The 2,507-nt window shown below is 61.4% G+C and carries 2 protein-coding genes and 1 pseudogene; 2 read left to right on the forward strand and 1 reads right to left on the reverse strand.

From position 1 onward, the window contains the following. Together ACXRVY_RS23940 and ACXRVY_RS23945 are read left to right on the forward strand one after the other, a co-directional pair. Positions 1 to 475: pseudogene (locus tag ACXRVY_RS23940) on the forward strand (GTP 3',8-cyclase MoaA); the annotation flags it as partial. Positions 476 to 480: 5 nt separating this feature from the next. Further along, positions 481 to 1,380, forward strand: coding sequence for a bestrophin family protein (locus ACXRVY_RS23945; protein WP_223463775.1), 900 nt, complete (start codon positions 481 to 483; stop codon positions 1,378 to 1,380). Between the two features lie 127 nt (positions 1,381 to 1,507). On the opposite strand, the gene ACXRVY_RS23950 is transcribed toward ACXRVY_RS23945, so the two are convergent. Next, positions 1,508 to 2,507 (reverse strand): molybdopterin molybdotransferase MoeA (locus ACXRVY_RS23950; protein WP_458238421.1); only part of this gene is annotated, 1,000 nt, incomplete at its 5' end.

Genomic DNA, 2,507 nt, shown 5'->3' on the forward strand with positions numbered 1-2,507 from the left:
TCTGGTGAGCTTCGCCATCGACCGCAACCTCGACATTTCCTTCATCGAGGAAATGCCGCTGGGTACCATCCATGAGCACAGCCGCGCCGAATCGTTTTTCTCCAGTGCCCAGGTCCGCGAACGCATCGCCGAACGCTACACTTTGATTGATTCCGCCGAGTCGACCCAAGGTCCGTCGCGCTACTGGCGCCTGGCCGAGGCGCCGCAGATTCGCCTGGGGTTCATCTCCCCCCACAGCCACAACTTTTGCGGCACCTGCAATCGGGTGCGGCTGACCGTGGAAGGACGTCTGCTGCTGTGCCTGGGCAATGAGCACTCAGTGGATCTCAAGGCTGTTTTGCGCAGCCACCCCGGACAGCCCGAGCGCCTGGAAAAAGCCATTATCGAGGCGATGAAACTCAAGCCTTATCGACACAACTTCGAAGTGAACGACGATGTCCAGGTCATTCGCTTCATGAACATGACGGGCGGCTGAAACCCATGATCGTGAGACCCAAACCCAACCTGATCGGCGTGCTGACATCCCTCAAGGGTTCGATTGCCAAGCGCATTGCCTGGCGCAGCCTGATGGTGACGTTGCTCGCCTCGGCCATCGTGCTCATTGAAACCTTGCATCCCAGTTACTTTTCCAAGGTCAGCGCCACGCCCTTCACGCTGCTGGGCTTGTCGTTGTCGATCTTCATGAGCTTTCGCAACAACGCCTGCTATGACCGCTGGTATGAAGCGCGCAAGGCGTGGGGCGATGTGATCGTGGAAGTCCGCTCGATGATTCGTGAAACCCTGGCCATCAAGGACACGGATGAGCGACACACGGTCCTCAGCAACCTGTGCGGCTTCGCCCATGCCCTCAACGCGCGGCTGCGCCAGGAAAACGAACTGGCCGCCAGTGGCGACTGGCTGCAGCCGATGCCCAGGGGCAACACCACGGACGTCAGCGGGCAGATACTGATGCAGGTCGGTCAACAGTGCTCGGCACTCAACGAGTCCGGGGCGATCAACGACTGGCGCTACACGCTCATGGCCAACCACCTGGCCGGCCTGACCCACGCGCAGGCGGTCTGTGAACGGATCAAGAACACTCCACTGCCGTTTCCCTACACCCTGTTGCTGCACCGCACCATCTACCTGTTCTGCATCCTCCTGCCGTTCGCCATGGCCGAACCCCTGGGCTGGCTGACACCGATTTTCACCGCGATTGTCAGCTACACCTTTTTCGGCCTGGATGCGATTGCCGACGAACTGGAAGACCCCTTCGGCCGCGATGAAAACGACCTGCCCACCGACGCCATCGTGCGCAACATCGAGCGTGATGTACTGGCGGCCCTGGGTGTGACGGAATTGCCGCCACAACTGGAACCGGTGGATTTTGTGTTGAACTGATACTCAAGAAACACACAAATTCTGTGGGAGCGAGCTTGCTCGCGATAGCGGTCTGCCTGCCAACATCTCTATTGGATTTGCCGGCCTCATCGCGAGCAAGCCCGCTCCCACAGTTTGTTTGCGGAATTCAGAACAGCTCGCTGAAGGGTATGAACCGTGCCGTGTCGCCCACTTCCAGTGTGCAGCCTTCCGGTATTTCCAGCAGCCCGTCGGCCCAGGACGCGCCCAACAAAACGCCTGAACTCTGGTTCGGATACAGCACCGCGCGACCGGCTTCGAGTTTCGCCCGCAGGTACTCGCGGCGGCTTCCGGGTTTGGGCCAGGCAAAGCCGACACTCACCGGGAAGCTCAAAGGCTCGACGTCTTCGACGCCCTGAATCCGCAACAGATAAACCCGAGCCAACAGACCGAAAGTGACCAACGCCGATGTCGGATTGCCCGGCAGGCCAATTACCGGCACACGGCCGAAGTGGCCCACGGTCAATGGCTTGCCGGGTTTGATCGAGAGTTTCCACAGCAATGGCTTGCCGCACTCGCGCAGTACCTGGCCAAGGCAGTCGGCGTCACCGGCAGACACGCCGCCCGTGCTGAGCATCAGGTCCGCCCTGTGTTGCAGCTGTTCGAGCTTGAGCCGCGTCTGCCGTGGCTCGTCGGGGAGAATGCCGGCCTCGATGACCTCGCAACCCAACGCACTCAACCAATGGCTCAACAAGGTGCGGTTGCTGTTGTAGATGCAGCCGGGTTTGAGTGGCGTGCCCGGATCGACCAGTTCATCGCCGGTGGACAGCAATGCCACCCGTGGTCGCCGCACCACCTGCACATGGGTGCAGCCCTGCGCCGCCGCGACTGCCAATTCGAACGGACCGAGGCGCTTGCCRGCGCGCAGCAATACATCGCCGGCGCGGTTCTCTTGCCCTTGCGGGCGGATGTTGCTGCCGGCGCTCAGAGGCTGCTTGAAGCGGATACGTCCGTCCTCCAGCACCTCGGTGTTCTCCTGCATCTCCACGCTGTTGGCACCCGGCGGAACAGGCGCACCGGTGAAGATGCGCGCGCAGGTTCCCGGTGCCAGAGTTTCGGGGGCGTGACCGGCAAATACCTGCTGCGACACGGTCAGCGGTGCCCCGTCC

Source organism: Pseudomonas sp. P5_A2_2, assembly GCF_054177685.1.